Genomic DNA, 24,042 nt, shown 5'->3' with positions numbered 1-24,042 from the left:
GCTTCCTCTTAGCTGTTTCCGTGCTTGGCACGATAGTCGTTCACGGCCGCCTTGATGGCATCCTCGGCCAGGATCGAGCAGTGGATCTTGACCGGGGGCAGCGCCAGTTCCTGGGCGATATGCGTGTTGCGGATATCGAGCGCCTGGTCCAGGGTCTTGCCCTTGACCCACTCGGTCACCAGCGAACTGGAGGCGATGGCCGAACCGCAACCGTAGGTCTTGAAGCGCGCGTCCTCGATGACGCCCTGCTCGTTGACCTTGATCTGCAGCTTCATCACGTCGCCACAGGCCGGTGCGCCCACCATGCCCGTTCCCACGGAGTCGTCACCCTTCTCGAAAGAGCCGACGTTGCGGGGGTTCTCGTAGTGATCGATGACTTTTTCGCTATAGGCCATGTTTTTTCTCCTGGTTCAGTGTGCAGCCCACTGCACCGTGTTGATGTCGATGCCGTCCTTGACCATTTCCCACAGCGGGGACATTTCGCGCAGCTTGTCGACCTTGCCGCGGATCAGCTGGACGGTGAAGTCGATTTCCTCTTCCGTCGTGAAACGGCCGAGGGTGAAGCGGATGGAGCTGTGCGCCAGCTCGTCGCTGCGGCCCAGGGCGCGCAGCACGTACGAAGGCTCCAGGCTGGCCGAGGTGCAGGCCGAGCCGCTGGACACCGCCAGCTCCTTGACCGCCATGATCAGGGACTCGCCCTCGACATAGTTGAAGCTGACGTTCAGGTTGTGCGGGATGCGCTGCTCCATGTCGCCGTTCAGGTAGACCTCGTCCATCGTCGACAGGCCCGCCCACAGGCGGTCGCGCAGCATGCGCACGCGCTCGTTCTCGGTCGCCATCTCTTCCTTGGCCAGGCGGAAAGCTTCGCCCATGCCGACGATCTGGTGCGTGGCCAGCGTGCCCGAGCGCATGCCGCGCTCGTGGCCGCCGCCGTGCATCTGCGCCTCGATGCGCACCCGCGGCTTGCGCCGCACGTACAGGGCGCCGATGCCCTTGGGGCCGCACATCTTGTGCGCGCAGAAGGACATCAGGTCGACCTTCAGCGTGGCCAGGTCGATGACGACCTTGCCGGTGGCCTGGGCCGCGTCGACGTGGAAGATCACCCGCTTCTCGCGGCAGATCTCGCCCAGCTTCTCGATGTCCTGGATGACACCGATCTCGTTGTTGACGTACATCACCGAGGCCAGGATGGTGTCGGGGCGGATCGCCGCCCTGAAGGCCTCCAGGTCGAGCAGGCCGTTTTCCTGCACGTCCAGGTAGGTGACCTCGAAGCCTTCCCGCTCCAGCTCGCGGCAGGTGTCCAGCACCGCCTTGTGCTCGGTCTTGACCGTGATGATGTGCTTGCCGCGCTCGGCATAGAAATGCGCGGCGCCCTTGATCGCCAGGTTGTCGGATTCGGTGGCGCCCGAGGTCCACACGATTTCGCGCGGATCGGCGTTCACCAGGTCGGCCACCTGCTGGCGGGCGATTTCGACGGCCCGCTCGGCATCCCAGCCGTAGGCGTGGCTGCGCGAAGCCGGGTTGCCGAACTGCTCGTACAACCAGGGCACCATGGCGTCGACCACGCGCGGATCCACCGGCGTGGTCGCCGAGTAATCGAGATAAACCGGCGTTTTGATCATGACATCCAACCCTCGTGTTGCTGCGCCGGCGCTCAGGCCGTCGCGGTGGATTCGGGAGCGCCCGAGCGGCGGTCCATCAGCACCGACTTGGCGGCGTTGGCTTCCTGCAACTCGCGCATGCGTTGCTGGTCGACCAGGTCCTGCAGGGACACGGAATCGAGGTACTCGACCATCTTGCGATTGAGCGTGGACCACAGTTCGTGCGTCATGCACTTGCCGGCCTTGCCGTCGTTGCCGCGCGAGCAGTCCTGCTTGCCGCCGCAATCGGTGGCGTCCAGCGGTTCGTCGACCGCGAAGATGATGTCGGCCACGGTGACGTGCCGGGCCAGCTTGGCCAGCGAATAGCCGCCGCCCGGACCACGCATGCTGTCGACCAGTTCGTGCCGGCGCAGCTTGCCGAACAGCTGCTCCAGATAGGACAGCGAAATGTTCTGGCGCTGGCTGATGGCGGACAGGGTGACCGGCCCGCTGTGCTGGCGCAGCGCCAGATCGATCATGGCAGTGACGGCGAAGCGTCCTTTCGTGGTGAGTCGCATTCGAAACCCCTGAGGTGAACCGGCGGGAGCAAATCCTTAACGATTTGCTCAAGTATAGCCAATTCCCGAATGTTTTTCTAGGGATTAGTTCGGGAAATTACGGAGGGGAGGAATGCTGCGGCGCAGAAATTTTCGGGCGGGAACCTCCACCCGGACCGGGCGACGGGGCCGCCGCCGGCAAAACAAGGCCCGGACGCGATCCGGGCCTGTAAGGGGAACAGAATGAAACGACAGCCGGAATCAGGCCGCCTGGTACTGGGTGGCGCGCTTGCGCACGACTTCCAGCAGGCCCTGGCAGGCGTCCTCGATATAGTCGAGCACCTTGGCGAACCCTTCCGGCCCCCCGTAGTACGGATCGGGAACGGTGGCTTCCTCGTATTCGTTGGCGAAGCGCATCAGCAGCATCAGCTTGTGCTGGTACTGCTTGGGAGCCTGCTGTTGCAGCAAGGACAGGTTGTCCCAGTCCATCGCGAGGATCATGTCGAATTCGCGGAAATCGTCGACGCGGATCTGGCGCGCGCGGATTTCGCTGATGTCATAGCCACGCTTGCGGGCGGCAGCCTGCATACGGGCATCGGGCGGCTCGCCTATATGGAAGGCGTGCGTCCCGGCCGATTCTATACGGACAACGTCGGAAAGACCGGCGTCCTTCACCAAGCGGCGAAACACGCCCTCTGCGCTCGGCGAGCGACAGATGTTGCCCATGCACACAAACAGTACCTTGGTCATCATGTCCAGAAGTGTGCGGGAAAACCCCGGATAGTTCAAGCTTTTTTTATAAGCACATGAAAATATGGTGCTTTAAAAACCTCTTTAGAATCAGTACGTTACCTTTAAAGCTTTAGAGAATGATCACTATCGGGATGCGTTGCGCACAAGAGCGGTTCCACGGGTGCATCCCCTTCCGCCAGCCTTCAGGCACCATTTCGGTGCGCAACTATCTCGCGATGCACAAGTTTGCCGCCGCGGCGGCGGCTCCGTTCATCCTCGCGTCGGCCCGGTCGCGTTCAGCGCATCCTCGTCGGCCTGCTGCCCGCCCGCCCCGAACACTTTCTGCTTGAGCGCCAGCAACTGGTCGCGGGCCTGCGCCGCCTTTTCGAACTCCAGGTTGCGGGCGTACTCCAGCATGGCCTTCTCCAGTTTCTTGATCTCCCTGGCGATCTGCTTCTCGCCCATGGCCTCGAAACGGGCTGCCTCGAGCGAGTCGCCGCCGTCCATCCCGTCCGAAGGCGCATAGACGCCATCGATCAGGTCGCGTACTTCCTTCTTGACCCCTTGCGGGACGATGCCCCGTTCCTCGTTGAAGAGCAACTGTTTCTCGCGGCGGCGGGTGGTTTCGTCCAGCGCGCGCCGCATCGAGTCGGTCATTCGGTCGGCATACAGGATGGCCTTGCCGTTCAGATTGCGCGCCGCCCGCCCTATGGTCTGGATCAGGCTGCGCTCGGACCGCAGGAAGCCTTCCTTGTCCGCGTCCAGGATGGCCACCAGCGACACCTCGGGAATGTCCAGCCCCTCGCGCAGCAGGTTGATGCCGACCAGCACGTCGAACGTGCCCAGGCGCAGGTCGCGCAGGATTTCCACGCGCTCGACCGTATCGATGTCCGAGTGCAGGTAGCGCACCTTCACCCCATGGTCGGTCAGGAAGTCCGTCAGGTCCTCGGCCATGCGCTTGGTCAGCGTGGTGATCAGCACGCGGTCGTTGCGCGCCACCCGCTCGTGGATCTCGCCCAGCACGTCGTCCACCTGGTTCAGCGCGGGCCGGATCTCGACCACCGGATCGACCAGGCCGGTCGGCCGCACCACCTGCTCGACCACGGCATCGGCATGCGTCTTTTCATAGTCCGCCGGGGTGGCCGAGACGAAGATGGTCTGGCGCATCTTGGACTCGAATTCCTCGAACTTCAGCGGCCGGTTGTCCATCGCGGACGGCAGGCGAAACCCATAGTTCACCAGGGTTTCCTTGCGCGAGCGGTCGCCCTTGTACATGGCGCCGATCTGCCCCACCGTGACGTGGCTTTCGTCGATGATCATCAGGGCGTCGTGCGGCAGGTAGTCCACCAGCGTCGGCGGCGGATCGCCCGGCTTGGCGCCGGACAGGTGGCGCGAGTAGTTCTCGATGCCCTTGCAAAACCCCAGTTCCTGCAGCATTTCGAGGTCGAAGCGGGTGCGCTGCTCCAGGCGCTGGGCCTCGACCAGCTGGCCGTTGTCGACGAAGTGGCGGGAGCGCTCGCGCAGCTCCTGCTTGATGGTGTCGATCGCGCGCAGCACGGTGGCGCGCGGCGTCACGTAGTGCGAACCCGGGTAGACCGCGAACCGCAGCACCTTCTGCCGCACCTTGCCGGTCAGCGGATCGAACAGTTCCAGCGTCTCGACCTCGTCGTCGAACAGCGTGATGCGCAGGGCCAGTTCGGCATGCTCGGCCGGGAAGACATCGATCAGTTCCCCCCGGACCCGGAACGTGCCGCGCATGAACTCCGTGTCGTTGCGCGTGTATTGCATGGCCACCAGGCGGGCGATGATGTCGCGCTGCCCGACGCGGTCGCCGGTGCGCAGCATCATCACCATGTCGTGGTAGTCGTCGGGGTTGCCGATACCGTAGATACACGAGACGCTGGCCACGATGATGGTGTCGCGGCGTTCCAGCAGGCTCTTGGTGGCCGACAGGCGCATCTGCTCGATGTGCTCGTTGATGGACGAGTCCTTCTCGATGAAGAGATCGCGCGTCGGCACGTAGGCTTCGGGCTGGTAATAGTCGTAGTACGAGACGAAGTACTCGATCGCGTTGCGCGGGAAGAACTCCCGCATCTCGGCATAAAGCTGGGCGGCCAGGGTCTTGTTGGGCGCCAGCACGATGGCCGGCCGGCCCATGCGGGCGATCACGTTGGCCATGGTGTAGGTCTTGCCCGAGCCGGTCACGCCCAGCAGGGTCTGGTACATCAGGCCGTCTTCGATGCCTTCGCACAACTGCCCGATGGCGGTCGGCTGGTCGCCGGCGGGCGGATAAGGCTGGTAGAGCTGGAACGGACTGCCGTCGTAGGTGACGAAACGGGGCTCGAACCCTTGCGCGTCGGCCGCGGCCGCCACCAGGCCGGCGGCGTCGTGCAACCCTTCGTGCAACCCTTCGGAAGGCGTAGTCTGCATGCTAGACTCTTGTTTCATCAGGAAAACTTCGGCAGCGAAAGGGTCCCAGAGTTCCGGGACCCCGATGCGATTCGCATTACAGAAAGCAACCTGCCATTATCCTCCGCACCATTTCTTCCTTCAACCCCGCGCGCTTAACGGACGCTTTTCATGACTTCGCTCTTCGCCGCCGTAGAACTGGCCCCTCGCGACCCCATCCTGGGCCTTACCGAACAATTCAACGCCGATACCCGCAGCAACAAGGTCAATCTCGGCGTGGGCGTGTACTACAACGACGAAGGCCGGATTCCCCTCCTGAAAGCGGTGCGCAAGGCCGAGCAGGCGCGTATCGACGCCGCCGCGGCGCGCGGCTACCTGCCCATCGAAGGCCTGCCGGGCTATAACCGCGCGGTGCAGGAACTGCTGCTGGGCGCCGATTCCCCGCTGATCGCCGCGGGCCGGGTCCTGACGGCCCAGAGCCTGGGCGGCACCGGCGCGCTGAAGATCGGCGCCGACTTCCTGAAGCGGCTGGTTCCCCAGGCCAAGGTCGCCATCAGCGACCCGAGCTGGGAAAACCACCGCGCGCTGTTCGAATACGCCGGCTTCGAGGTCGTGAACTACCCCTATTACGACGCGGCCACGCATGGCGTGAACTTCGCCGGCATGATCGCGGCGCTGGAAAGCTACCCCGCCGGCACGGTGGTCGTACTGCATGCCTGCTGCCACAACCCCACCGGCGTGGACCTGACCGCCGACCAGTGGACCAAGGTGGTCGAGGTCGTCAAGGCGCGCCAGCTCATCCCCTTCCTGGACATCGCCTACCAGGGCTTCGGCGACGGCATCGACGCCGATGCCACGGCCGTGCGCCAGTTCGCCGACGCCGAACTGACCTTCCTGATCAGCTCGTCCTTCTCGAAGTCCTTCTCGCTGTACGGCGAGCGCGTGGGCGCCCTGTCCCTGGTCGCCGCCGACAAGGAAGAAAGCGGCCGCGTGCTGAGCCAGCTCAAGCGCGTGATCCGCACCAACTATTCCAACCCGCCCACCCACGGCGGCACGGTGGTGGCCCAGGTGCTGACCTCGCCCGAGCTGCGCGCCGAATGGGAAGCCGAGCTGGGCGAAATGCGCGAGCGCATCCGCGCCATGCGCGCCGCCCTGGTCGCCAAGCTCAAGGAACGCGGCGTGGCCCGCGACTTCGGCTTCGTCATGCAGCAGCGCGGCATGTTCTCGTACTCGGGCCTGACCGCGGCGCAGGTGGACCGCCTGCGTGACGAGCACGGCATCTACGCCGTCTCGACCGGCCGCATCTGCGTGGCCGCGCTCAACAGCCGCAACATCGATGCCGTGGCCGACGGCATCGCCGCCGTGCTGAAGTAGAGCCCCCCTACGCCCTTCGGGGGGACGGCACTGGCGGACCGGCGGAGCCGGATCCCCGGTGCCCTGGTTGCGCTCTAGCGTTGGGGCATGCTATAGTTTCGGGCTCGATTCCCCGATAGCTCAGTCGGTAGAGCGACGGACTGTTAATCCGCAGGTCACTGGTTCGAACCCAGTTCGGGGAGCCACAGATTCAAGCAAAAAGCCCTTACGGTTTCGCCGTAAGGGCTTTTTGCTTTTCCCTTGCCATTTGGCCTTCTCGTGTCCGACCAGCCTCTCGCGGCGGAGGACTTGAGCGCTTCAGTATGAAAAAGTATGATTTATGAAGATGTTATCGGGAGCGACTCATGCCCACTACGCTGGAACGCCTGACAGTCACCATGCCATCGGAAATGGCCGCCTCCATCAAGCAGGCCGTGGACGACGGTGAATACGCCTCGACCAGCGAGGTCGTACGCGAGGCCTTGCGCGAATGGAAGACACGCCGCCAACTGATGCTCAACGAACTATCCGCTCTCAAGACGGATATCGACCAGGGCTTGGCCGACGTAGCCGCAGGCCGAGTCAAGACCTTTGACGCAGACCGCATCATCGCCCGGGGGAAGCAGCTATTAGCCGCACGCTCCAAGTAACCGACAGCGCCGAACAGGATCTGGCGGAAATCTGGTCGTACATTGCCGAGGGAGCTTCGGAGGCGACCGCTACCCGGTTCCTGAACAAGCTGTACGGAACGTGCGAGCGATTGCTGGCATACCCTCTGGGACATCCGGAACGGCGACAACTCGGGCGGGACCTGCGTGTGGTCTTCCACGGGGCCTACGCCATCTACTATCAGGCAAGCGAAACCGCAGTCGTGATCGTGCGCGTTTTGCACGGCATGCGCGACCTTGGAGCCATCGCCGACCAAGGTGGGTTCGATATCTAAAGCCACGGCTGCCACCACGCCGGGAACCGCCCTGGCGCGGGCGGTTCCCGCCTGAAACTTCATTCAACATTCAATCTTGATCAACGCCAGACCGTCCGGTAATTTGCCGCAGCACGGCCGGTCCGGCGCCTGCGTTCCGCAGCATGCCGGGCTCCGGCCGTTCCCATGACGAGGCAGCGAGCATCCATCGCGCCCGCACCACCGGAGAAGACACCATGCAGAGACGCGCCTTGCTGTCGGCCGCGCTGGCCGGCCTGGCCTGCGCGGCGGCGGTCGCGCCCGCCCGGGCCGACACGTTCCCTTCCCGCCCCATCCGCTTCGTCGTGCCCTTCGGCCCCGGCGGCGGCACCGACATCGTCGCGCGGCTCATCGCCCCTTACCTGTCGGCCGAACTCGGCCAGCAGGTCGTGGTCGAGAACCGCCCCGGCGCGGGCGGCGTGATCGGCTCGAACATGGTGGCCAAGGGCCCGGCCGACGGCTACACCATCCTGTTCGCCGACAGCGCGCGCACGATCGCGCCGTCCATGCAGAAGGACCTGCCGTTCGACATCGCGCGCGACCTGGATCCCCTCGGCCTGATCGGCGGCACGCCCCTGCTGCTGCTCGCCCATCCCCAGGCCCCGGTCAAGACCCTGGACGAACTCGTCAAATACGCCAAGGCCAATCCGGGCAAGCTGACCTATGGCAGCTCGGGCAACGGCACGCCGCAGCACTTCGCCGTGGAGCTGTTGAAGTCCGCCGCGGGCATCGATCTGGTGCACGTGCCCTACAAGGGTGCGGCCGCGGTGGTGGCCGACGCCGTCGGCGGACAGATCAACCTGGCCTCGGCCACCTATGCGCCGTCGGTCGAATACATACGCAGCAACCGGCTGCTGCCGCTGACCGTCATGGAGCCCCGGCGCCTGCCCGCGCTGCCCGAAGTGCCGGCCGCGGCCGAGCGCTACCCCGAGGTGGTCATGAGCATCTGGTTCGGCATCATGCTGCCCATGGGGGTCGAACCGGCCGTCCGCGCGCGGCTGGCCGAGGCGGTCGGCAAGGTCGTCGCCAACACCGAATACGCCGGCAAGCTGCGCGCCGCCGGCTTCGAACCGATGCGCGAGACCCCGCCCCAGATGAAGGCCCGCATCGAACGCGAGGTCAAGCTGTTCGGCGACGTGGCGCGCAAGGCCGGCATCAAGCCCGAATAGCCCGGGCAGGCCATGGGCGGGACTGGGGTATCATCCCGCCCATGGCCGTTCACGCTTCCCCACGCTTCGTCTGGCTGGCACTGCTGTGCGTGCTCTGGCACGCAGCCCTGCCCGTGGCGCACGCGTCGGCGGGTCCGTCGCCGTGGCTGGGCGTGCTGTGCACCGCGCAGGGCAGCGTCCCGGCCCCCCAGGACCCGCGCGACGGCGATCCGCACGCGCTGGCCGCGATGCAATGCCCGCTGTGCGCGGCCGGCGCCCATGTCGCCCTGCCCCCGCCCGCCATCCAGGCGCAGATCGCGCCCGCGCGCGATCTCGGCCTCGCCTATCGGCCCATCCGGGCCATGTCGTCCCCGCCCGTTCCGCCCCACCTGCATTTCTCGTCCCGCGCGCCGCCGGCCTGAGCCCATGCCCACCTCGACGCGCCACGCCGGCAGGCCTTGCCGGCCCTATCTTCAAGACGAGACCATCATGCGGATCCGCACGCTTACCCTGTCACTGCTGTTTTCCCTGCTGGCCACCGGCCAGGCCCTCGCCCACGGCTACACGGCCGGCGCCATCCAGATCGGCCATCCCTGGAGCCGGGCCACCGTCACGGGCCAGCCCGCCGGCGGCGGCTTCATGAAACTGACCAACACCGGCGCCGACGACAAGCTGATCGCCGTCCGCGCCGACGTCTCGGCCACCGCCGAGCTGCACACCATGCAGATGGACGGCGACATCATGCGCATGCGCCAGCTCGACGGCATCGCCCTGCCCGCGGGCCAGACCGTCGAGCTCAAGCCCGGCGGCTACCACATCATGTTCATGCGCCTGAAGGCGCCGCTCAAGGAAGGCACGAGCTTCCCCGCCACCCTGGTGTTCGAGAAAGCGGGCGAGGTCAAGGTGGACTTCAAGGTCGAGGGCGCCGGAGCCGGCGCCACGGGCCATGGAGCCGGCGGCCACCACCATTGATGCGGCGATCCGTGCCGGGAAGGCCGGCACGGGTCTTGCAATCGGACGAGAAAGGATGAATTCTTCTATTTCGGACACTATTGGTTGCAAGCCGTGCCCATGATCGCCCTGCCCCCCGCCCGGACCGGAACTGCCGCATGACTGCGCTGTACAACGGAATGACCCGGGAAGCGCTGGACGCTTCCTACAACAACTCCGCCGCCGTGCTCAACAGCGCGGTGCTGATGGCGGAATTCGATGAACGCAGCGCCAAGCTGCGGGCCGCCCATCCCCAATACCTGGACCTGCGCTACGGTCCGGCGCCCCGCAACCGCATCGACTATTTCCCCGCGGCCCGGCCCGGCCCGCTCATGGTCTTCATCCATGGCGGCTACTGGCAGACCCGCGCCAAGGAAAACTTCAGTTTCCTGACGGCCGGCCCGCTGGCCCACGGACTGCACGTCGCGCTGGTGGGCTATACCCTGGCACCGGAACAATCCCTGGACGGCATCGTCGGCGAAATCCGCGCCGCGCTGGGATGGCTGGCGCGGCAGGCCCCACAATGGGGCACTGATCCCGAACGGATGATCGTCAGCGGCTGGTCCGCCGGCGCCCACCTGGCCGCCATGGTGCTGGACGAACCCGGCGTGTGCGGCGGGCTGGCCATCAGCGGCATCTACGATCTCGAACCCATCCGCCTGAGCTACCTGAACGACAAGCTGCGGCTGTGCCCGCCCGACGTGCAGCGGCTCAGCCCCCTGCATCGTCCTCCCAGCCAGCGCGAACTCATCCTGGCCTGCGGCGCCGCCGAACTGCCCGAACTGCAGCGCCAGTCGGAAACCTTCGCCGCCGCGCGGGCCGGCCTGCCCGGCGAACTGCTGCGGCTGTCCGACCGCAACCACTTCACCATCCTGAACGACCTGGCCTCGCCCGAAGGCATCCTGACCCAGCGCGCGTGCCGCCTGGCGGGACTCTAGCCCCGCCTAGGGCTCGTCCCGCACGGCCAGGACGGCGCGGCCCCGGCTCAGGTCCGACAGCATCGCGCGCAGCGCCTCCAGCCGGGGGCGCGGCACGCTCAATGCCAGCGTCGCCCCCTGTTCGTCGAAGCGTTCCTCCAGCACCTCGGCTCCCTGCTCCTTTATCCGCGCCTTGAACAACGGCAGCTCGGCGAAGGTGCAGGCGACCTCGGCCTCGGCCAGGTCCAGCAGCGGCACCCGCCGCCCCAGCCGCAGGCAATTGGCCGCGCAGCCGCCATAGGCCCGCACGAGGCCGCCCGCGCCCAGCAGCGTGCCGCCGAACCAGCGCACCACCAGCACCGCCACGCGGTCGCACGACTGTCCGTCTATGGCCTGCAGGATGGGACGGCCGGCCGTCCCGCCGGGCTCGCCGTCGTCGTTGAAACGGTAGGTGGCGCCGATGCGGTAGGCCCAGCAGTTGTGGGTGGCCGTGGGGTCGGCATACCGGGCGAAGAAAGCCAGCGCCTCGTCGGCGCTGGCCACGGGTGCCGCATGGGCGACGAACCGGCTCTTGCGGACCTCCTCGCGGTAGCTGCAAGGCGCCTCGAGGGTGAAGAGGGAACTCATGCGGCGAGTTTACCGCGCGCCCTGCGTCTTTCTTTGACGAACGTCATTTTTCTGCTATATTTGCGGGCTCCTTTCCCCGATAGCTCAGTCGGTAGAGCGACGGACTGTTAATCCGCAGGTCACTGGTTCGAACCCAGTTCGGGGAGCCAAGATTGAAAATGAAAACGGACGCCCCCGGGCGTCCGTTTTCATTTGTGCGGTCCGGTCGCTCGACAAGGATAATGCGGGGATCAAAAAGGCCTCATAAGAGGGACCCATAAGAGGGACCCATAAGCAGAGACAAAAGGTGCCAGCCAACGCTTCCCCCCTCACCCACCGGCGCGTGCTTGCGATGGCCCTGCCCATCGTGCTCGCCAACCTGACCCAGCCCCTGATGTCGGCGGTGGACACCGCCGTGGCGGGCCACCTGCCCGGACCCGAATACCTGGCCGGCGTGGCGCTGGGGGGCCTGCTCTTCAGCTTCCTGTTCTGGGGTTTCGGCTTCCTGCGCATGGGCACGACGGGACTCGTCGCCCAGGCCTGGGGCAAGGGTGACGAACAGGCGCTGGCGGCCAGCGTGGTGCGGGCGGTGTCGCTCGCGCTGGCCATCGGACTTGCGCTGCTGGTGTTGCAGCGGCCCCTGATCACGCTGGTGCTGAGCCTGCTGGGCGGCAGCGCCGAGGCCACGCGCCAGGCCATGGCCTACTGCTCGGGCCGGATCTGGGCAGCCCCGCTGGCCCTGATCAACTATGTCGTGCTGGGCTGGCTGCTGGGATGCCAGCGCGTCCGGCTGGCGCTGGCCCTGCAGATTCTCATCAACGTGGTCAACCTGGGCGCCGTGCTGCTGTTCGTGCATGGCTTCGGCCTGGGCGTGGCGGGCATAGGCGCCGCGACCGCCGTGGCCGATGGCGCGGGCACGCTGGCGGGCGGCATCCTGCTGTGGCGCTCGCATCGCGCCGCGTGGCCGCAACTGCGCCTGGCGGTGTTGCGCGACGCCGCCGCGATGCGGCGCCTGGTCGGCATCAACTTCCACATCTTCGTGCGCACGGCCTGTCTGCTGGCCAGCATGGGATGGTTCGCCCACCTGGGCGCCACCCAGGGCGACATGGTCCTGGCCGCCAATGCGCTGCTGCTGAACTTCCTGACCTTCATGGCCTTCGGCCTGGACGGCTTCGCCCATGCGGCCGAGGCACTGGTCGGATCCGCCGTGGGCGCCGGCGACCGTCCCGGCCTGCGGCGCGCCGTGCGGCTGTGCATGGGCTGGGCCTTCGGCGGCGCGCTGGCCTATGCCCTGGTCTACCTGGCCGTAGGCCCATGGATCGTGAGCCTGCTGACCGACCAGGCGGCGCTGCGCGAGACCGCGGGGCGCTTCCTGCCCTGGCTGGCGCTGGCCCCCATCGCATCGGTCGCGGCCTATCTGTACGACGGCATCTTCATCGGCGCCACCCAGACCCGCGTACTGATGCGCGCCATGCTGGTCTGCGGCCTGGCCTTCCTGGCACTGTCGCTCGGCCTGCTGCCGCTGCTGGGCAATCATGGACTGTGGCTGTCCTTCCTCGCCTTCAACGCGCTGCGCGGCGTGACGCTGCATTTGGCCGCGCCGCGCACGGTCTATCGCGAGGTCCAGGCCGAGCCGGCCGCACGTCTGGATAACGTGTAACAGTTATCCCCGCATCCTGTGGACAAGGCTGGGGACAGCCGCGAAACAGGGCGAACCGACCCGCATCACAGCAGGCTTCGAGGTTCCCCGCCCACGAAATAGGCAAGGTCCTTTCCGGGTGCGCCGCCTTGACAACGGCTCGCCGCGCCGATTAAGGTCTCGCCCCTTGCATCGAATTGGTGACTCCATGGTTGTCTGGCTGAAAGTGCCCTTTGCCGAGAAAGACGAAGCCAAGGCGCTCGGGGCCAGATGGTCGCCGGCGCAGAAGAAGTGGTACGTCAAGGACGGCGCCGATGCCGCGCCCTTCCAGCGCTGGCTGGATGCCGACGCGCCCTCGTCGCCGCAGCCGGATGCCGTGCAACAGCCCACGGGCGACGAGACCCCGCCCGCCGGCGGCGCCATCGTCTATTGCGACGGCGCCTGCCGCGGCAACCCCGGCGGGCCCGGTGGCTGGGGCGCGTGGATCCGCACCACCGAGGCCACGGTGGAAGTCTTCGGCGGCTCGCCCGACACCACCAACAACCGCATGGAACTGACCGCCGCCATCGAGGCGTTGCGCTGGCTACCGCAAGCCTGCGAGGTCGTGGTCTACACCGACTCGCAGTACGTCGTGAACGGCATGACGCAATGGCGCCACGGCTGGGTGCGCAAGAACTGGAAGGACGTCAAGAACGTCGAGCTGTGGAAGACGCTGATCGCCGAGGCGGACCGGCATCGCGCCACTTTCCGGTGGGTACGCGGACACAGCGGGCACCGCGGCAACGAACGCGCCGACGCGCTGGCCAACGAAGGACTGGACCACGCCAAGCGCACCGGCCGCAGCGAAGTGGTGGTGCGCATCGTGGCCGAACACGGCGCCGCCGGATAAGCACCGGATGTCTGCCCGCTTCAGGCGGGCAGCCGGATCGCCTGGTCCGAAGCCCCCAGGGCCCTTAGCGTATCGACCAGGATCTCCTGGAACTTGGTGATGCCCAGACTGATGGGCCGGTCGATGCGCCGCACGAGATAGCGCGAGAGAAACAGCCCCTTCACCGGACCGCCGTCGAAATCCCCGCGCTTGATGTCGGCGCCTATGCCCGAGTACGGCGAGATGTGGGCCCCTACCCCGCGGCGCACGAGATCCTTGATCACCTGGAAGGCGTCGGTTTCCACCGTCACGTTCAGCGCCACTCCCAGGCGCGCGGCCTCGGTCTCGATGTGCTGGCGCGCCAGTTGCGTGCGCCCGGGCTGGACCAGCGGCAATCCGGCCAACTCCTTCAGCGTGTAGGTCCTGAGCGCATGCCGGCCTTTGCGGCGGCGTGGCATCATCACCCAGAATTCCTCGTCGCACAGATGCGTGCTGACCAGCAGCGGATTCGAGCCCCCGGCCAGCACCGCCAGGTCGAGCCTGTCGGCCAGCAGCCGGTCGCGCAATTCGTTGCTCAGGCCCTCGCACAGGTCGAACGTGGCCTGCGGGTACATCTTCTGGAACGCGGCCGCGACGGTGCCGATCACGAACCCGCCCAGCGAAGGCGGAAAACCGATCCGCAAGGTGCCGGCGACCGTCGTGCTGGATGCGATGACGTTGGCGCGGACTTCCCGCACCAGGCGAAAGATCGCCTCGGCGCCTGACAGCAGCCGCATGCCGGCCTCGGTCGGCTCCACGCCGCGGCTGTGGCGGAACAAGAGCTGCACGCCCAGTTCGTCCTCCAGCAGCAGCACCTGCCGGGTCAGCGCGGGCTGCGCGATGTGCAGCGCCACCGAGGCCTTGGTGAAGCTTTTCAATTGCGCGACGCGCACGAAATACCGGAGTTGAACCAGATCCATCGCCTGCCTCTCCCTCGTTTTGCGCTATCGAATTATTTTATAGCTCGCCCCGAAAAACGGCATTTCTCGTGGGCCGCGACTCCGTCCAGAATGGCCTGGTACCTAGAACAGGACGGAGACACCATGAAACGCTACCTCACCGCGCCGCCTCTTTTGCTTGCCGCCGCGTCGTTGCTGATCGCGGCCACGGCAAGCGCGCAGACCTATCCCGCCCGGCCGATCCGGATGATCGTGCCCTTCCCCGTGGGCGGCTCCACGGACACCTATGCCCGCCTGGCCGGCAAGCTGCTGGGCGAGGCGCTGGGCCAGCCCGTGATCGTGGACAACCGCGCCGGCGCCACCGGCCTGATCGGCAGCAGGCTGGTCAAGGATGCGCCGGCCGACGGCTACACGCTGCTCTACACCACCAACAGCGCCCACGTCATCGGTCCGTTGCTGCACAAGCAGCACGCCTTCGATCCGGTCGCCGATTTCACCCCCATCACCGAGGCGCTGCGCTTTCCCGCCTATGTGGTGGCCTCGACCAAGCTGCCGGCCAGGACCTTCAAGGAATTCATCGCCCTGGCCAAGGCCAGGCAAGGCGCGTTGAGCTACGCCAGCGCGGGCACCGGCGGCGGCAGCCACCTGGCCTGCGAACAGATGCTGGATGCGGCGGGCATCAAAGCCTTGCACGTGCCCTATTCGGGCGCGGGGCCGGCCCAGACGTCGGTCATGTCCGGAGAAGTGGACTTCCTGTGCGACTCCGTCGGCAACTCGCAGCCCATGGTCCGCGCGGGCAAGATGCGGGGGCTGGCGCTGGCCGCCGCGCAGCGCTCGCCCGCCATCCCCGACATCCCCACCCTGCGCGAGGAAGGCGTGCCGGTGGAGGCCTACGTCTGGCAAGGCGTCTTCGCGCCCAAGGGCTTGCCCGCCGATATCCGCGACAGACTGGCGACAGAGATCGCCCGGGTCATGCGCATGCCCGATATGCAGGCCCGCCTGCGCAAGGACGGCTACGACCCCGTGCTCCAGCCGCCCGAGCAATTCTCCAAGGACCTGGTCGCCGAACAGGCGATGTGGGCCAGGCTGATCGCCCAGAAGAACATCAAGGCCGACTAGCCGCCGGCCTCCCCCGCACCCCCTCACGCAATCACGAATGGACATCGACCATGTTTGAATACTTCGGCGACAACTACACCTGGAATATGGCCGTCAACCTGGCGCTCGGCATGGGCGCCGAGATCGGCGAGATCGACGACGCCTCCGGCCCCGTCAAGGAAGCGTCGCGCCGCGGCGACCCGCACGCGGCCGAGATCCTGTTCGCCGCCTGGACCGGACTGGCCGACCGCGTGAAGGCGCTGGCGCAGCAGGACCTCCAGCACGACCGCGCCTACAGCGCGGGCCGCAAGTTCAAGCGCGCCGCCATCTACTACGTGCAGGCCGAACGCATGCAGGCGCCGCGCTTCCCCGGCCGCGACGCGGCCTTCCGCGACATGCTGGAGAGCTTCCGCCGCTATGCCGAACTGACCGGCCAGCCCGTCGAATGGGTGGACGTGCCCTACCAGGGCACCACCCTGCCGGCCCTGTACGTCCCCGCGCGCGAGACGCCGCCGGGCGGCGCACCCTGCATGGTGCATTTCGACGGCCTGGACGTGACCAAGGAGATCCTGTACCTGATGGGCATCGGCGACGCCTTGCGCGAACGCGGCGTGTCGGTGCTGCTGGTGGACAACCCCGGCGTGGGCGAGGCCCTGCGCCTGCAGGGCCTGACCAATTTCCCCGAGGCCGAGGAACCCGCCTCGGCCTGCGTCGATTACCTGGAAACGCGCGACGACGTCGACGCCTCGCGCATAGGCATCATGGCCTTGTCGCTGGGCGGCTATCACGCGCCGCGCGCCGCCGCCTTCGAGCCGCGCCTGCGCTGCTGCGTGGCCTGGGGCGCCAACTACGACTGGGGCGCGACCCAGCGCTACCGCCACCAGAGCCAGGACCCGCGGCTACCCGTTCCGCATTACTGGGAACACGCGATGTGGGTGTTCGGACAGACCAGCGTGGAAGGCCTGCTGGCCACGGCGGACCGCATGACGCTGGAGGGCGTGCTGGACCGCATACGCTGCCCCATCCTGGTCACGCACGGCGAGAACGACCGGCAGATCAAGCTGGCCCAGGCCGAACGCCTGGTTGCCGAATGCATCAACAGTCCCAAGGCCGAACTGTTCGTCCACACGCTGCGCGACGGCGGCGCCGAGCATTGCAGCGTCGACAACCTGGCGCTGGGCGTGGACACCATCGCGGACTGGATAAGCGCAACCATGCGGGAGCTGAAGCAGCGCCCGCATGCATGACGCCAGTGCCTAGCCGGCCTTCGCCCCGAACTTGGCCGGCACGACGACCGCGCGGTCGTCCGGGCCGGCCTCGGAAGACCCCGCCGCCTTCCTGGGGTGCTTGAGCCGGTAGTCTTCGAGGAACTTGGCGATGCGGCCGATGGCCTCGCGCAGGTCCGCCTCGTGCGGCAGGAACACGATGCGGAAGTGGTCCGGGTGCGGCCAGTTGAACCCCGTGCCCTGCACCAGCATCACGCGCGTGGCTTCCAGCATCTGCAGGAAGAACTGGCGGTCGTCCTCGATCGGATAGACCTCGGGATCCAGCCTGGGGAACATGTAGAGCGCGGCCTGCGGCTTGACGCAGGTCACGCCCGGAATGGCGGTGATCAGCTCGTAGGCCAGGTCGCGCTGCTGGCGCAGCCGGCCGCCTTCGGCGACCAGGTCGTTGATGCTCTGGTAGCCGCCCAGCGCGGTCTGGATCGCCCACTGGCCCGGCACGTTGGCGCACAGCCGCATGTTGGCCAGCATGTTCAGGCCGTCGATGTAGTCGCGGGCGGCGCGCTTGTCGCCCGACACCACCAGCCAGCCCGCGCGGTAGCCGCAGGCGCGGTAGCTCTTGGACAGCGAGTTGAAGGTCAGCGTCAGCACGTCGGTGGACAGGCTGGCCAGCGCGGTGTGGCGGGCGTCGTCGTACAGCACCTTGTCGTAGACCTCGTCGGCCAGGATGACCAGCCCGTGCTCGCGCGCGATGGCGATGATCTCCCGCAGCACATGGTCGGGATAGACCACGCCGGTCGGGTTGTTCGGGTTGATGACCACGATCCCCTTGGTGCGCGGGGTGATCTTGGCGCGGATGTCGTCCAGGTCGGGAATCCAGCCCTTGGCCTCGTCGCACAGATAGTGCACGGGCGTGCCGCCCGACAGGCTCGCGACCGCCGTCCATAGCGGGTAGTCGGGCGTGGGCAGCAGCAGCTCGTCGCCATCGTCCAGCAGCGCGTTGGTGGCCATCGCGATCAGGTCGGACGCGCCATTGCCCAGGTAGATGTCTTCCAGCGTCACGCCCTGCACGCCCTGCGCCTGGGTGTAGTGCATGACCGCCTTGCGCGCGGCGAAGATGCCCTTGCTGTCCGAATAGCCCGCCGAGTTGGGCAGGTTGCGGATCATGTCCAGCTGGATTTCCTCGGGCGCGTCGAAACCGAACACGGCCAGGTTGCCGATGTTGAGCTTGATGAGCTTCTGGCCTTCGTCCTCCATCTGCTTGGCTCTATCCATGATGGGACCGCGGATGTCGTACAGGACGTGAGCCAGCTTGTTCGATTTGTTGATGGGTTTCATGAATGAACGGGTCTTCGTAGGAATTGATGCAACGACACGGCCAAGCCACGATACCAGAACACGGGCGTGCCGGCGGCGGACGGCCCCGCCGGCGTTGCGATGACTTTCCACGGCTTGACTCGATCACTGTATATTTATACAGTACTCTGCCGTAAACCGCCGTTGCCCCATGTCTTCAGCCGGAACCTCCACGCCGCGCGCCAGCACCGCGATCCACCCCCTTCTGTGGCGGGGATCGCAGCTTGCCCGCAACTGCCGCCCCGGCCTGGATACCGGCCATGCCGAGCTGTCCCGCCAGTTGCCCGACGGCGGGTGGCCGCTGGGCAGCCTGACCGAACTGCTGCTGCCGCAGCCGGGCATAGGCGAAATCCGCCTGTTGCTGCCGGCGCTGCGGCAATTGCCCGTCCAGCGCAGCATCGTCCTGCTCCACCCGCCCCACCAGCCGTCCGTCCAGGCCTGGCAGGTCCATCGTTTTTCCAGCCGGCAACTGCTGTGGGTCGCGCCCGCCCACGCGGCCGATGCCCTGTGGGCGGCCGAGCAAGTTCTCAAGCAAGGGCATTGCGGCGCCCTGCTGTACTGGGCCTCCCGTCCGCCCGCGACCGCCCTGCGCCGGCTGCACCTGGCCGCCCAGGCCGGCGATACCGCCTTCTTCCTGTTCCGCCCCGCCGAATCGGCCCGCCAGGCATCGCCCGCGCCGCTGCGCCTGCTGCTGCATCCCGCCGGAGACCAGTTGCGCGTGGACATCCTCAAGCGCCGCGGTCCCGTCCACGACACCAGCCTGCTGGTGCCGCTCGCGCCCCCGCGCGCGACAGCGGCCACGGGTCCGATTCCCGCCTTTTCCGAGTTTTCCCATGAGCCTGTGGATCAGCGTCTACCTGACCCAGCCCAGCCTCGACGCACTGAGCCCGTCCTGGCCGGATGACGCGGCCGGCCAGTTGGTGGTCCTCGAGCACGAGGCGGTCGTGGCCGTGACCCCTGCCGCCGCGCAATTGGGCGTGCGGCCGGGCATGCGCAAGAAAGGCGCCGGCGCCCTGGCCCCGCATGCCGCGTTCATCCAGCGGGATGTCGAACGCGAGCGGCAACTGCTCGATGCCGCCGCGCTGGCCATGCTGCAATACACGCCGGAGGTCGCGCCTGGTCCCGACACCAGCCTGCTGCTCGACGTCCGCGCCAGCCTGCGCGTCTTCGGCGGCCCCCTGGCGCTGTGCCGGCGCATCCGGCGCACGCTGGAACAACTGGGCTGCCAGGCCCGCGTCGGCATGGCGCCGACCGCCCATGGCGCCTGGCTGCTGGCGGCACGTGCCACGCGCGGCCCGCGCCGCGTCCTGCGGCTGGATCGGCTGCTGCGCCGGATGGCCCCCTTACCCTGCCTGCTGCTGCCGCCGGCGCGGCCGCACCAGGCCTGGCTGGACGGCATAGGGTGCCGTACCCTTGCCGCCCTGATGCGGCTGCCGCGCGCCGGCCTGCAAAAGCGCTGCGGCCACGCCCTGCCGCACATGCTAGCCCAGGCCCGCGGCCAGGCGCCCGAATTGTTCGACTGGATCCGCGCGCCTCTCCGGTTTTCCGCGCGCCTGGAACCGATCGCCCGCCTCGAGCACACCGCCGCCGTCCTGATCGTGGCCCGGCGCCTCGTCCAGCAACTCGTGGGATGGCTGGGCGCCACGCAGACGGCGGCCAGCGCCATCGTCCTCCTGCTGGAGCACGAACGCGGCCGCCACGCCCGGCCGCCCACGCGGCTGACCGTGGCCCTGGCCCAGCCCGGCTGGCAGGCCGACCACCTGCTGCGCCTGCTCAAGGAACATCTCGAACGCCTGACGCTGGAAGCGCCGGCCATCGCCGTGGCCCTGCATGCCGACCAGCTCGTCTCCCGCGCCGCGCCCTCCGAGGCTTTGTTCACCGACCCCGGCGGCACCCCGGCCGACCACGACCGCCTGCTGGAACTGCTGACGGCGCGGCTGGGCGCGGACCGCGTACTGGCCGCCCGGCCGCGCGCCGACCATCGGCCGGAAGCCGCCAATGGCTGGCAACCGGCCTTGTCGGCGTCACGCACCGGCCCTCGGGACATGGCCTTCGAGGCCGAACGCCCGCTGTGGCTGCTCGCGCAGCCCATTGCCCTGGTCCTGCGCGGCAACCGCCCCTACTACGGCACCCCGCTGCGCCTGCTGCGCGGCCCCGAACGCCTGGAAAGCGGCTGGTGGGACGGCGCCCCCATCTCGCGCGACTACTTCGTGGCCGAAAGCGAAAACGGCATCCGCTACTGGCTCTACCTCGACCAGGCGCTGGACGAACCGCGCTGGTACCTGCACGGGCTCTACGCCTGAATCGCCATGTCATCGCCCCCGCCTTCGCTCCCTGCCCTGCCCGGCTACGCCGAACTGCAATGCCTGACGAACTTCACCTTCCTGCGCGGCGCCTCCTGGCCCGGGGAACTGGTCGAGCGCGCTGCCGAACTGGGCTACACGGCCCTGGCCATCACCGACGAATGCTCGCTGGCCGGCGTCGTGCGCGCGCACGAGGAAGCGAAAAAAGCCCCCACGCTTGCCGCTGACGCGGCGGCGCTGCCCCCCGAGGGGGCTGTTTTGCCTTGGGGCGGCCCGGCGGCAAAACAAGCCCCCACGCTTGCCGCTGACGCGGCGGCGCTGCCCCCCGAGGGGGCTGTTTTGCCTTGGGGCGGCCCGGCGGCAAAACAACACAAGCTGCACCTGATCCTGGGCAGCCAGTTCCGGCTCGAAGCCCAGGACGGCATCCCGCCCATGGACCTGGTCCTGCTGGCCACCAACAAGGAAGGCTACGGCAACCTGTCGGAACTGATCACTTATGCCCGCATGCGCGCCGCCAAGGGCAGCTACCGCCTGCTGCCCGGCGACCTTTCCCACCCCGAGGCCGGGCATGAGCATTTGCGCGGCGTGCCGGACTGCCTGGCCATCCTCGCGCCCGCCCACGGCGTCGCCCGCGACGTGCTTGCCAAGCAGGCCGGCTGGCTGGCGCGGACCTTTCCAGGGCGGTGCTGGATGGGCTTGGCGCTGCTCAATCGCGCCGGCGACGCCGCCCACCGCCAGACCGTCGAAGACGTCGCCCGCGCGCGGGACCTGCCCGTCGTGCCGCTGGGCCAGGTCGAGATGCACGTCCGCTCGCGCAAGCCCTTGCACGACACGCTGTGCGGCATCCGCCTGCGCCAGTCCGTGGCCGAATGCGGCTATGCGCTGGTGCCGAATGCCGAACAGCACCTGCGCGCGCGCGTGCACCTGGCGCAGGTCTACGGTTCGGAACTCATGCGGGAAAGCCTGCGCGTGGCCCGGCTGTGCACCTTCGACCTAGACGAATTGCAGTACGAATACCCCGAGGAACTGGTACCGGCCGGCGCCACGCCCACCACCTATCTGCGCGACGAGACCTATGCCGGCGCCAACAGACGTTTCCCCGAAGGCATCCCCGACAAGATTCGCGATCAGCTCGAAAAAGAACTCGCGCTGATCAGCGAACTCCAGTACGAGGCTTACTTCCTTACCGTCCACGACCTGGTTAGGTTCGCCAAGAACCGCCGCATCCTCTGCCAGGGACGCGGATCGGCCGCCAACTCCGCGGTCTGCTTCTGCCTGGACATCACCGTGGTCCCGCCCGACGACAACTCGCTGTTCGGACGCTTCATCAGCAAGGAACGCAACGAACCGCCGGACATCGACATCGACTTCGAACACCAGCGGCGCGAAGAAGTCATCCAGTACGTCTACGACAAATACGGACGGCGCCGCGCCGCGCTGACCGCCGTCGTCATCAGCTACCGTTCGCGCAGCGCGCTGCGCGACGTGGGGCGCGCGCTGGGCATGGACCTGGCCCTGGTCGACCGCGTCGCCAAGGCCCACCAATGGTGGGACGGCAGGAAGAACCTGCTGAACCGCTTCGAGGAATGCGGGCTGGCCGCCGACTCGCCCGCGGCGCAGCTGTGGGCCAGGCTGACCGAGCAATTGCTGGACTTTCCGCGCCACCTTTCCCAGCATCCTGGGGGCTTCGTCATGTCGCGCGGACCGCTGTCGCGCCTGGTGCCCATCGAGAACGCCGCCATGCCCGACCGCAGCGTCGTGCAATGGGACAAGGACGACCTGGACGCGGTCGGCCTGCTCAAGGTGGATGTGCTGGCCCTGGGCATGCTGACGGCGCTGCGGCGCGCCCTGGAATTCGCCAGCCAGCGACAACAGAAACTGCTCGATCTCTACAGCATCCCTCCAGACGACACCAAAACCTACGACATGATCTGCCAGGCGGACACCATAGGCGTCTTCCAGATCGAGTCGCGCGCGCAGATGAGCATGCTGCCCCGCCTGCAGCCGCGCAATCTGTACGACCTGACAATACAGGTCGCCATCGTCCGGCCCGGCCCCATCCAGGGCGGCATGGTGCACCCCTTCCTGAAACAGCGCGAACAGGCACGCCTGCACGGCCCCGCCCGGATTCCGTATCCCAGCCCCAAGGTCCGCAAGGCGCTGGCCCGTACCTTCGGCGTGCCCATCTTCCAGGAACAGGTCATGCAGATCGCCATGTACGCCGCCGGCTACAGCGAAGGCCAGGCCGACGAACTGCGGCGCTCCATGGCGGCCTGGCGGCGCAAGGGCGACCTGGCACAGCACTACGAACGCATCGTCACCGGCATGCTGACGCACGGCTACGAGCGCGCCTTCGCCGAATCCATCTGCCGCCAGATCCAGGGCTTCGGCGAATACGGCTTTCCCGAATCGCACGCCGCCAGCTTCGCGCAACTGGCCTACTCCAGCTCCTGGCTCAAGCGGCACGAACCCGAAGCCTTCCTGGCCGCGCTGCTCAACAGCCAGCCCATGGGGTTCTATTCACCCTACCAGTTGATCCAGGATGCGCAGCGCCATGGCGTGACCGTCCTGCCCGCCGACGTGCTGGCCAGCGATTGGGAAGCCACCCTGGAAGCCACCGGCGGCGAACGCCCCGCCGTGCGGCTCGGACTGAACCAGGTGCAGGGCTTGCCGGAAGCAGCCGGCCTGCGCATCCAGGCGGCGCGCGAACACCGGCCGTTTGCCGACGCCACCGACCTGGGCCGGCGCGCCGATCTCGACCGGCATGCCTTGCAGGCCCTGGCCGCCGCCGATGCGCTGCGCCGCCTGTCCGGCCACCGGCGCGCGGCGCTCTGGGAAGCCACCGACAGCGTGCCCCAGCGCGATCTATTGCGCGACGCCATGGTGTACGAACAGGCGCCACTGCTCGACGTTCCCAACGAGGCCGACGACATCCGCGCCGACTACGAATCCCTGAAACTGACCCTGCGGCGCCATCCCTTGGCGCTACTGCGCGATCGCTTGACGCGGCGCGGCTTCGCCTCCGCCGAAGCCCTGCACACCTACCCCGACCGCCGCCTGGCGCGCGCCTGCGGCATCGTCACCGTGCGCCAGCGCCCGGGCACAGCCAAGGGCGCGGTCTTCGTCACGCTGGAGGACGAGACCGGGCAGGTCAACGTCATCGTCTGGCCGGGGCTGGTCGAGCGCCAGCGCAGGGAACTGGTGGGGGCGCCGCTGCTGGGGGTGTATGGCACGTGGCAGTCGCATCAGAATGTGCGGCATCTGCTGGCCAAGCGGCTGGTGGATTTGACGCCGTTATTGGGGAGCTTGGTTGTGTCGAGTCGGGATTTTCATTGAGGGGCGGATTGGATGGAGTTGTTCCCGC

Annotated in this window: 22 protein-coding genes, 2 tRNA genes and 1 pseudogene; 17 read left to right on the top strand and 8 right to left on the bottom strand. The window is 67.4% G+C overall.

The genetic code is table 11. The annotated features are described in order from the left end of the window. Positions 1 to 8 precede the first annotated feature (8 nt). The 5 genes from iscU to uvrB form a co-directional block, all read right to left on the bottom strand. Positions 9 to 395 carry a Fe-S cluster assembly scaffold IscU gene (gene iscU / locus EGT29_RS12695; RefSeq protein WP_124689339.1) on the bottom strand — a complete coding sequence of 129 codons (387 nt, stop codon included), beginning with the start codon at positions 393 to 395 and terminating at the stop codon, positions 9 to 11. Between the two features lie 15 nt (positions 396 to 410). After that, positions 411 to 1,622 carry an IscS subfamily cysteine desulfurase gene (locus tag EGT29_RS12690; RefSeq protein WP_124689338.1) on the bottom strand — a complete coding sequence of 404 codons (1,212 nt, stop codon included), beginning with the start codon at positions 1,620 to 1,622 and terminating at the stop codon, positions 411 to 413. A gap of 32 nt (positions 1,623 to 1,654) precedes the next feature. Next, positions 1,655 to 2,158 carry an Rrf2 family transcriptional regulator gene (locus tag EGT29_RS12685; protein WP_087841073.1) on the bottom strand — a complete coding sequence of 168 codons (504 nt, stop codon included), beginning with the start codon at positions 2,156 to 2,158 and terminating at the stop codon, positions 1,655 to 1,657. A 240-nt stretch (positions 2,159 to 2,398) separates the two neighbouring features. Continuing rightward, a complete protein-coding gene (locus EGT29_RS12680; protein WP_087779776.1) occupies positions 2,399 to 2,890 on the bottom strand; it encodes a low molecular weight protein-tyrosine-phosphatase in 492 nt (163 codons plus the stop codon). Between the two features lie 249 nt (positions 2,891 to 3,139). Then, on the bottom strand, positions 3,140 to 5,299 hold the full coding sequence (uvrB, locus tag EGT29_RS12675) for an excinuclease ABC subunit UvrB (RefSeq protein ID WP_124689337.1): 2,160 nt from the start codon (positions 5,297 to 5,299) through the stop codon (positions 3,140 to 3,142). A gap of 150 nt (positions 5,300 to 5,449) precedes the next feature. Between uvrB and EGT29_RS12670 the strand changes: the two genes are divergently transcribed. The 8 genes from EGT29_RS12670 to EGT29_RS12635 all read left to right on the top strand — a co-directional run bounded on the left by EGT29_RS12670 (position 5,450) and on the right by EGT29_RS12635 (position 10,668). Further along, positions 5,450 to 6,652 (top strand): amino acid aminotransferase, encoded by a 1,203-nt coding sequence (locus EGT29_RS12670; protein WP_124689336.1) that lies wholly within the window; start codon positions 5,450 to 5,452, stop codon positions 6,650 to 6,652. 109 nt (positions 6,653 to 6,761) lie between these two features. After that, a tRNA-Asn gene (locus EGT29_RS12665) sits at positions 6,762 to 6,837 on the top strand. 159 nt (positions 6,838 to 6,996) lie between these two features. After that, positions 6,997 to 7,281, top strand: coding sequence for a type II toxin-antitoxin system ParD family antitoxin (locus EGT29_RS12660; RefSeq protein WP_124689335.1), 285 nt, complete (start codon positions 6,997 to 6,999; stop codon positions 7,279 to 7,281). Beyond that, complete coding sequence (locus EGT29_RS28930) at positions 7,260 to 7,574, top strand: type II toxin-antitoxin system RelE/ParE family toxin (protein WP_124692329.1); 315 nt, start codon at positions 7,260 to 7,262, stop codon at positions 7,572 to 7,574. Before EGT29_RS12660 ends, EGT29_RS28930 begins: the two co-directional genes overlap by 22 nt. Positions 7,575 to 7,789: 215 nt before the next feature. Continuing rightward, positions 7,790 to 8,761, top strand: a complete 972-nt coding sequence (locus EGT29_RS12650) for a tripartite tricarboxylate transporter substrate binding protein (protein WP_161567810.1) — start codon at positions 7,790 to 7,792, stop codon at positions 8,759 to 8,761. A gap of 41 nt (positions 8,762 to 8,802) precedes the next feature. Beyond that, a complete protein-coding gene (locus EGT29_RS12645; RefSeq protein WP_124689333.1) occupies positions 8,803 to 9,162 on the top strand; it encodes a DUF2946 domain-containing protein in 360 nt (119 codons plus the stop codon). Between the two features lie 67 nt (positions 9,163 to 9,229). Continuing rightward, positions 9,230 to 9,712: a copper chaperone PCu(A)C gene (locus tag EGT29_RS12640; RefSeq protein WP_124689332.1), complete on the top strand. Its 483-nt coding sequence runs from the start codon at positions 9,230 to 9,232 to the stop codon at positions 9,710 to 9,712. 137 nt (positions 9,713 to 9,849) lie between these two features. After that, the gene (locus tag EGT29_RS12635) at positions 9,850 to 10,668 is read left to right on the top strand and encodes an alpha/beta hydrolase (RefSeq protein WP_124689331.1); all 819 of its coding nucleotides are present in this window, start codon (positions 9,850 to 9,852) and stop codon (positions 10,666 to 10,668) included. Between the two features lie 6 nt (positions 10,669 to 10,674). Here the strand turns inward: EGT29_RS12635 and EGT29_RS12630 are convergent, their stop codons facing one another. Beyond that, positions 10,675 to 11,274: a YigZ family protein gene (locus tag EGT29_RS12630; protein WP_124689330.1), complete on the bottom strand. Its 600-nt coding sequence runs from the start codon at positions 11,272 to 11,274 to the stop codon at positions 10,675 to 10,677. A gap of 73 nt (positions 11,275 to 11,347) precedes the next feature. Here EGT29_RS12630 and EGT29_RS12625 point away from each other — a divergent pair. The 4 genes and pseudogenes from EGT29_RS12625 (at position 11,348) to rnhA (ending at position 13,781) form a co-directional block, all read left to right on the top strand. After that, positions 11,348 to 11,423: transfer RNA gene (locus tag EGT29_RS12625), tRNA-Asn, on the top strand. Between the two features lie 182 nt (positions 11,424 to 11,605). Continuing rightward, a complete protein-coding gene (locus EGT29_RS12620) occupies positions 11,606 to 12,913 on the top strand; it encodes an MATE family efflux transporter (RefSeq protein ID WP_124692328.1) in 1,308 nt (435 codons plus the stop codon). A gap of 187 nt (positions 12,914 to 13,100) precedes the next feature. Then, positions 13,101 to 13,220, top strand: a pseudogene (locus tag EGT29_RS28865) (DUF5710 domain-containing protein); the annotation flags it as partial. A 93-nt stretch (positions 13,221 to 13,313) separates the two neighbouring features. Beyond that, the gene (gene rnhA / locus EGT29_RS12615; RefSeq protein ID WP_238160448.1) at positions 13,314 to 13,781 is read left to right on the top strand and encodes a ribonuclease HI; all 468 of its coding nucleotides are present in this window, start codon (positions 13,314 to 13,316) and stop codon (positions 13,779 to 13,781) included. A 20-nt stretch (positions 13,782 to 13,801) separates the two neighbouring features. Here rnhA and EGT29_RS12610 read toward each other — a convergent pair whose 3' ends face one another. Next, positions 13,802 to 14,719: a LysR family transcriptional regulator gene (locus EGT29_RS12610; protein ID WP_124689328.1), complete on the bottom strand. Its 918-nt coding sequence runs from the start codon at positions 14,717 to 14,719 to the stop codon at positions 13,802 to 13,804. A gap of 123 nt (positions 14,720 to 14,842) precedes the next feature. Here EGT29_RS12610 and EGT29_RS12605 point away from each other — a divergent pair, with 123 nt between their 5' ends. Together EGT29_RS12605 and EGT29_RS12600 are read left to right on the top strand one after the other, a co-directional pair. Beyond that, positions 14,843 to 15,817: a tripartite tricarboxylate transporter substrate binding protein gene (locus EGT29_RS12605; protein ID WP_161567809.1), complete on the top strand. Its 975-nt coding sequence runs from the start codon at positions 14,843 to 14,845 to the stop codon at positions 15,815 to 15,817. Positions 15,818 to 15,867: 50 nt separating this feature from the next. After that, the gene (locus EGT29_RS12600) at positions 15,868 to 17,043 is read left to right on the top strand and encodes a S9 family peptidase (protein WP_124689326.1); all 1,176 of its coding nucleotides are present in this window, start codon (positions 15,868 to 15,870) and stop codon (positions 17,041 to 17,043) included. Between the two features lie 9 nt (positions 17,044 to 17,052). Here the strand turns inward: EGT29_RS12600 and EGT29_RS12595 are convergent, their stop codons facing one another. Further along, positions 17,053 to 18,357: a pyridoxal phosphate-dependent aminotransferase gene (locus EGT29_RS12595; protein WP_124689325.1), complete on the bottom strand. Its 1,305-nt coding sequence runs from the start codon at positions 18,355 to 18,357 to the stop codon at positions 17,053 to 17,055. A gap of 169 nt (positions 18,358 to 18,526) precedes the next feature. Between EGT29_RS12595 and imuA the strand changes: the two genes are divergently transcribed. The 3 genes from imuA to EGT29_RS12580 are packed head-to-tail and all read left to right on the top strand — an operon-like array spanning position 18,527 to position 24,014. After that, complete coding sequence (gene imuA, locus EGT29_RS12590) at positions 18,527 to 19,279, top strand: translesion DNA synthesis-associated protein ImuA (protein WP_124689324.1); 753 nt, start codon at positions 18,527 to 18,529, stop codon at positions 19,277 to 19,279. Continuing rightward, the gene (locus EGT29_RS12585) at positions 19,209 to 20,678 is read left to right on the top strand and encodes a DNA polymerase Y family protein (protein ID WP_124689323.1); all 1,470 of its coding nucleotides are present in this window, start codon (positions 19,209 to 19,211) and stop codon (positions 20,676 to 20,678) included. Before imuA ends, EGT29_RS12585 begins: the two co-directional genes overlap by 71 nt. A gap of 6 nt (positions 20,679 to 20,684) precedes the next feature. Further along, positions 20,685 to 24,014, top strand: a complete 3,330-nt coding sequence (locus tag EGT29_RS12580; protein ID WP_124689322.1) for an error-prone DNA polymerase — start codon at positions 20,685 to 20,687, stop codon at positions 24,012 to 24,014. Positions 24,015 to 24,042 lie beyond the last annotated feature (28 nt).

Origin of the sequence: Pigmentiphaga sp. H8 (assembly GCF_003854895.1) — a bacterium.
In the GTDB taxonomy this organism is placed as follows: domain Bacteria; phylum Pseudomonadota; class Gammaproteobacteria; order Burkholderiales; family Burkholderiaceae_B; genus Pigmentiphaga.
The sequence above is the reverse complement of the archived record's forward strand: the minus strand, read 5'-3'. Positions and strand labels throughout refer to the sequence as shown.